At 63.3% G+C, this 6,636-nt stretch carries 7 protein-coding genes; 6 read left to right on the forward strand and 1 reads right to left on the reverse strand.

What is annotated here, in order from left to right; translation table 11 throughout:
* From WBV89_RS13855 to WBV89_RS13880, 6 genes are all read left to right on the forward strand, one after another.
* Positions 1-235: hypothetical protein (locus WBV89_RS13855; protein ID WP_423981943.1), on the forward strand; the 235-nt coding region annotated here is incomplete at its 5' end.
* A gap of 157 nt (positions 236-392) precedes the next feature.
* Positions 393-1,286, forward strand: a complete 894-nt coding sequence (locus WBV89_RS13860; RefSeq protein WP_423981944.1) for a class I SAM-dependent methyltransferase — start codon at positions 393-395, stop codon at positions 1,284-1,286.
* A gap of 96 nt (positions 1,287-1,382) precedes the next feature.
* Positions 1,383-2,522: a dTDP-4-amino-4,6-dideoxygalactose transaminase gene (gene rffA, locus WBV89_RS13865; RefSeq protein ID WP_423981945.1), complete on the forward strand. Its 1,140-nt coding sequence runs from the start codon at positions 1,383-1,385 to the stop codon at positions 2,520-2,522.
* Positions 2,523-2,537: 15 nt separating this feature from the next.
* Positions 2,538-3,776 carry a hypothetical protein gene (locus WBV89_RS13870; RefSeq protein ID WP_423981946.1) on the forward strand — a complete coding sequence of 413 codons (1,239 nt, stop codon included), beginning with the start codon at positions 2,538-2,540 and terminating at the stop codon, positions 3,774-3,776.
* Positions 3,773-4,729, forward strand: coding sequence for a glycosyltransferase (locus WBV89_RS13875; RefSeq protein ID WP_423981947.1), 957 nt, complete (start codon positions 3,773-3,775; stop codon positions 4,727-4,729). Before WBV89_RS13870 ends, WBV89_RS13875 begins: the two co-directional genes overlap by 4 nt.
* A gap of 219 nt (positions 4,730-4,948) precedes the next feature.
* On the forward strand, positions 4,949-5,533 hold the full coding sequence (locus tag WBV89_RS13880) for a DapH/DapD/GlmU-related protein (RefSeq protein WP_423981948.1): 585 nt from the start codon (positions 4,949-4,951) through the stop codon (positions 5,531-5,533).
* Positions 5,534-5,553: 20 nt separating this feature from the next.
* Here WBV89_RS13880 and WBV89_RS13885 read toward each other — a convergent pair whose 3' ends face one another.
* Positions 5,554-6,378, reverse strand: coding sequence for a hypothetical protein (locus tag WBV89_RS13885; RefSeq protein ID WP_423981949.1), 825 nt, complete (start codon positions 6,376-6,378; stop codon positions 5,554-5,556).
* Positions 6,379-6,636 lie beyond the last annotated feature (258 nt).

The raw sequence follows: 6,636 nt of genomic DNA on the forward strand, positions 1-6,636 counted from the left end.
CCACCAGTTCCGCACCGGCTGGACCACGATCACCAACGTCGACCTCAACGGAGACGGAGCCGACGAACTCCTCTACTACAACGCCAACACCGGCTTCACCCGCTTCATCAACCCAAACAACACCGGCACCGGAACCATCATCCGCGACCACCAGTTCCGCACCGGCTGGACCACGATCACCAACGTCGACCTCAACGGAAACCGAACCGACGAACTCCTCCACTACGAGGACTAGCTCACTCGGCGCCACGGCACCGTCGTTCGACATCGGCTTCGTGATCGGTCATGCGGCGTCAGACGGGAGACGACCCGCCGACCAACTCGACCAACGGTTCGGTCGACGTCCGTGACGCCGATATGTTTCGCCACGTGACTTCGACACATGGTGGGCAATGACTGACACACCGATCGAACGCGTGGCGCTGCGTGTCCGGCTCGGCGATGACGACATCTGGCGTGCCGACGACGAATCCGATGTGTCGTACCCGGCCAGCGGTCACTCGTCATGTCTCGCTGTCGAGGAGAGCTCGTTCTGGTTCAACCATCGCAACGACTGCATTCGCGAACTCGTTCAGGCGTTTCCCCCCACCCCGGGAAAGCCGATGCTGGATGTGGGCGGTGGCAACGGCTACGTGTCCCTCGGCCTCGCCCGGAGCGGCCTCGACGTCATTCTGATCGAACCAGGCGAGTCAGGGGCACGAAATGCCAAACGACGCGGCCTCGCCCATGTCATTTGCGGGACGACGGAGACCGCTCGGATCCGGCCGGGCTCGATCGGCGCGATCGGGCTCTTCGACGTGATCGAACACATCGCCGACGACACCGCATTCCTGGTCGAGATGCATTCTCTGCTCACGACGGGAGACAGCGTCTACGCAACCGTCCCGGCATACCAACGGCTGTGGTCCGCAGACGATGAGCGGGCCGGCCACCACCGCCGTTACTCGTGCGCCGAGATCTCTTCATTGTTCGACGCAGCGGGGTTCGAGATCGACTATGCGGGTTACTTCTTCCGTCCGCTGCCGGCCGCCGTGCTGTTGTTCCGAACGATTCCGTACCGCATCAGACGGGCGCTCGGACGATCGGGGTCGAACGAGCGAGCGACAGACATGCCTGATGCGGACGAAACCGCTCGGGCCGGTGCAGCAGCTCGCAGCCACGGAGCGAATGCGCGGTCGCTCTCGACCGCGGTACGCACGCTGCTGCGGCCGGAGCTCACCAACATCGCGAAGCGCCGGCGGATGCGATTCGGTGGCAGCATTCTCGTCGCAGCTCATCGTCGCTGAGAGGACCGTTTGCCATCGACTTCTCGCCCCCACGATGCTTGTACACTTTCCCGGTCCCGCGGAGTCGATCCACCGATCCCCGGACGGGAGTTCACCATGATCCGCTTCAATCAGCCCGGTCTCGTCGGCGCCGAACTGGACTATCTCGCGAAGGCCGTCGCCGACGGGCACACGTCATCATCCGGGCCATTCTCCGAACGCGCGTCCTCGATCCTCTGCGACGCTCTGTCGGCCCCGGACGTGGCGTTGACGACCTCGTGCACAGATGCGCTCGAGTTGACTGCGATGTTGCTCGACCTCGGGCCCGATGACACCGTGATCGTTCCATCCTTCACGTTCACGTCGACGGCGCTCGCGTTCGCCCGACAGGGAGCTCGCATCCGGTTTGCGGACATCGAGCCCAAAACGCTCGGGATCGACCCAGAGCACGTCGCCGAACTCATCGACGAGAGCGTCCGGGCAGTCGTCGTCGTTCACTACGCCGGCGTACCGTGCGACCTCGACGGAATCCAGGCGGTCCTTGCCGAACATCCCGAGATCGAACTGATCGAGGACAACGCGCACGGACTGTTCGCCACCCACCGGGACCAGGCCCTCGGGACGTTCGGGCGCTTCGCGACGCTGAGTTTCCATGAAACCAAGAACTTCATCTGCGGAGAGGGCGGTGCGCTGATCATCAACGACGAAGCCGACATCTCGCGCGCCCACACGCTGATCGACAAAGGCACGAACCGGCGCGAGTTCCTTCTCGGCAATGTCGACAAGTACAGCTGGCGCGATACCGGATCCTCATTCGGGCTCAGCGACCTGCTCGCCGCGTACCTGGTGGCGCAGCTCGAGGGAGCTCCAGACATCCTGAGCAAGCGAGCCGAGGTCACGGAGCGCTACACGCGGGCGCTCGCCCCCGTGAGCGAGGCCCTGGGGCTGCAGCTTCCGCACGTTCCGGAACACGGAACGTCGGCCCACCACATGTTCTACGTTCTGCTTCCAACGAGCGAGGCTCGCAATGACGCGCTGGCAGCAATGAAGGCTCGAGGCGTCCAGGCCACCTTCCACTACGTCCCGCTGCACTCCTCCGAAGCCGGACGTCGCTTCTCCGACTCGCATCACGAGTGTCCCGTGACGGACGACGTTTCCGGGCGCCTGCTCCGGCTTCCGTACTACAACGATCTCACCGTCGCCGATCAGGACCACGTGATCGAGGTCTTCATCGATGCTGCCGCCGCCACCGCCTGACAGCGAGGCGCCGCAATGACGCTGACCCGTCGGACTGGTTTTGCGACTCTGGCGGCAGCGGTCGCCGCCGGGCTGCAGGCCGTCGTCATCCTCGTCATCTCGAAAGCGGCGCTCCCCGCGACCGAGTTCGCTCCTCTCGCCCAACTCTGGGCAATTTGGGCGGTGTGCGCCGCTTCGTTCAACTACGGGTGCCAACAGTGGGCCGCCGTCCGCCCGGCGGGCTTCGGAATCTTGGCGACCTCCGCCGGGCGACAGCTCCTGGGCGCCCTGTGTGTGATCGGGCTCCTCGTCGGTGCCGCCACCTATCTCGTGCGCGATGAGCTCTTCTCGAGCCGATCTCTGTGGTGGCCGTTCTTCGCCTCCCTGTTGCCGCTCGGCACCGCCGCCGTGGGTCTGAACCGAGGAGAGCTCGCACGAACCGGACGATCGATGGCGTTGGCCTTCGTCATCGGCGCGGAGAACACTCTGCGCATTGCGATCACGATCGTGTTGGCCGTGGTTGGTGCACCAGCCTGGACCTATGGAGCCGCCTTGGTCGCCGGGTTCGCCGTGGCAGCTCTCCCCCGTCCGTCACGCGACTACCACGAGGACCTCGATCTCCGGCCTCTCGCAACCGCGACGGGCTCCGGCATGGCGGCGCACGCCCTTCTGTTCGGCTCCCCGCTCATCCTTGCGCTCGGAGGTGGCGATCCCGACGAGGTGGTCGCGTTGTTCCTCGTCCTCTCCGCGGTGCGCGCGCCCTTCGTTCTTCTCCAAGGCCTGATCCCTCATGTCGCGGTTCGGTTCGGTCAGAACGAAGGCGATCTCCGGCGTACTGTGCGGTTCCTCACCGCCACAGGGCTCATCGCCGCGATCTTCGCATACGTCGGTGGGGCGCTCCTCGGCGACGCCGTCGTCGGACGGATCTTCTCGATCCAGGGTGAGCTGTCCGGATCGACGTTCGGGCTCGTCGCAGCAACCGCCATGCTGTCGGTGGCGTTGACCATCGTCACGGTTCGGCTGGTCGCAAGCGAGCAGATCAGACCTCTTGTGCTCGCGTGGTCGATTCCGGTGATTGCCACTGTGTGTGCGATACCCACCGGGCTGCTCGACAACATCTCGACGACGGCATGGTGGATCCTCGGATGTCACCTGTTCGTGTCGCTCATCGTGGTTGTCGTCACGCCGGACCGAGCATCCGCATCCCATGACGAGGCAGATTCAGCGGATAGCGTCGTTGATCGTCCGCACTCGCCACCGCCCGCCCTCCGATGATCCACGCCTGCCCCGACCTCTCCATCGTCGTTCCGTGCTATCGGGCCGAGAAGAGCCTCGAATCCCTCGTTGCCGAGCTCGACGATGTATGCGATCAACATGGCTGGACCCACGAGATCATCCTCGTGAACGACGCTTCGCCCGACGCCACATGGGTGAAGATCGACGAGATCGCTCGGCGGAATGATCATGTCATCGGGGTCGATCTCCTCAGCAACCATGGTCAACCGATGGCGACGATGTGTGGTTTGTCGATCGCACGGGGCCGACTGATCGCCACGATGGACGACGACCTGGAACATCGTCCCGACCAACTGCCGGTTCTGATCGCGCGTCTCGATGCTCATGCTGACCTCGATGCAGTCGTCGCCACTTGGCCGATCGAGCGAGGTCATTTTCGCGATCTCGGTACGAGGGTCCACTCGTTTGCTGATCGCGTCGCGTGGGGTACTCCCAAGGGATTTCGACACACCGCCTTTCGTGTCATGCGCCGTCCGGTGTGCGACGCGCTCGTCGCCTACGAGACTCGGTCGCCCGTTGTCGGGCCGATGCTCACTCGACTTGCGGGGCGCGTCGAGAACGTCGAGGTCCACAACGGCGAGCGAGCGCACGGCCACTCCGGGTTCACCACCAGGGACGGGATCCGCCGTGTCGTGCTCAACTTCTCGTCCGGATCGACCGCCCCGCTGAAGTTGATGAGCCTCACCGGGTTCATTCTCGCCACGTTCGGATTCCTTGCGGGAGCCGCTCTGCTCGTGCGATGGATCGCGGGCGCGGATTCGCCTGCGGGGTGGCTCTCCGTGATGTTGGCGGTCTTGGTGATCGGTGGAGCGAATCTGATGGCGATGGGCGTGCTCGGTGGTTATGCCGAGGTCATCGTTCGCGAAGTCAGGCGATCGCCTCGGTGGTCAGTGCGAACCATCGCCGGTGCCGTCGAGGAAGACGAATCGTGATCACCTCGTTCCAGCAGTGATGAAGACGGTGGCCGAGGCGGTGGCCCTGGCGATCTCGCGGGTTGAACCGTTTGTGACGGACATCCCATGAGACACCGCCAAGACAACCTTCGCCGTGCAGCCGGAGTACACCCGGCTTCCGAGCATCCATCTTGTGGAGTCCCGTGGATCGTCTAAGCTCGGCAGCTTCTACTCCCAAGTGACTGCGAGCGAAGCGATATGCAGATTCCTCCAACTTCTCGAGCTGGCGACGGCTTCACTCATGGCAACAACTGCGTGGTCGGCGACAGCGTCCAGATCGGAGAGAAGGTATCGCTCGGACACAACTGCATCATCGAGAATGGCGCCATCATCGGCGACGATGCAGTGATCGGTCACAACTGCATCGTCGGCGAGAACTGCATTGTCGGCGCGCGCACGCGTGTGATGAACAATGTCGAACTGCGCACCGACACGAAGGTCGGGGCTGACTGCTACATCGACTCAGGGGTGAAGTCGTCCGGCGCAAATCGCACAGGTGATCGAGTTGTTCTACGCTATGACGCGATCATCGCTCGGGGATGCGACATCGGGGACGACGCGTACGTATGTCCACAAGTCATGACCAACAATCTGAATCATCTGCGCGAGGAGGTTGGGGGCGCTCACGTCGGTCCGAGAGCTTTCATCGGCACGAACGCCACATTGGCGGCTGGCATCAAGATCGCCGACGGCGCGATCATCGGTTCGAAGGCCTTTGTGACGCGTGATTGTCCTGTGGAAGATGGCGTCTATATCGGCATGCCCGCTCGGCTCAAGGAGTGACAGCCCAGACGAAGTTTGACTCACGCAGCAGGGCGCCGATACAACGTCAGCACGATCTCGTCGAGCCGCTTGCTTGAGCGGATGTGGTTGCGGATCACCGGCGTGTTCGTCAACTGCGTGGTGTTGTCGAGGAACCAGTCCGACAAGCCCAGGCGATGGTAGAGGAAGGCTTGCATTGCCAGATGCCCATTCGCCCCTCGAGAGTTCGGCGCGACGGCCGTCAAGATTCCTTTCACGACCGGCAACTCCTCATACTCGCCGCGGACCTGGTAGATGAAGTAGCCCCGCACCTCGTTGTCGATCTCGAGCACCGCGCTGGCTGCGTCCGCCTCGAAGGCGGTCGAATCGATCCACGCTTCAAAGTACCGACGAGTGTCTCCGGCGCTGAAGTAGTCAGGATTTTTGAATCGGGAGCAAAACTTGTCGTTGTCGGTGAAGCCTTCATGGGTGAGTTCCACGATGCGATCACGGTCGCTGGGGACCGCCCAACGGATTGCACCGTCGAGAGGAGTGGTGACGGGCACGTCGGCGAGCGTCCACCGAGTGAGGAACCTCACGCGAGAGTCGACGACTCGAAACCCGATGTCTTCAAGGAGTGAGATCAAGGTGAAGTCCGTCATGCCGACGTGGCATTCGACGAGGGAATAGCCAGCGGCATCGGACAGTTCGGCGATTCGGCCAAGCTCCGTTCGGCCCGCTTTGCGGTCGGCCGGCAGTTCGGTCCATGACAACGACCCGATCTGACGGCCGAAGAACGTCGAGTCCCATCGCTTTTCGTCGACGCGGAAATGACCATGCCCAACGTCGGGGCGAGCAGGGTCGCGATCGATGGAGTGGTCAATCATCAGGTCGTCCTTCGGCGTGGTTGGAAGACAGACGATAGCCAATGTGCCCAGGCCCGCCTCCCGCCAGCAACCAGGGGCAAGATTCGGCTCTCGCGCCCCGGATACACTGACGAGCCGGCAGGGGGCGACACCCACGGTGATCGGTGGAATCGCGTTACCGTCTCCAGACATGGCCCCTGATCCACAACGCCCGACCGCCTCGGCACTGATCGAGGTTGCGCAGCGTGACCTTCGCGCGTACCTCGACGACGGCAAATC

This window comes from Ilumatobacter sp. (assembly GCF_049588435.1).
In the GTDB taxonomy this organism is placed as follows: Bacteria; Actinomycetota; Acidimicrobiia; order Acidimicrobiales; family Ilumatobacteraceae; genus Ilumatobacter_A.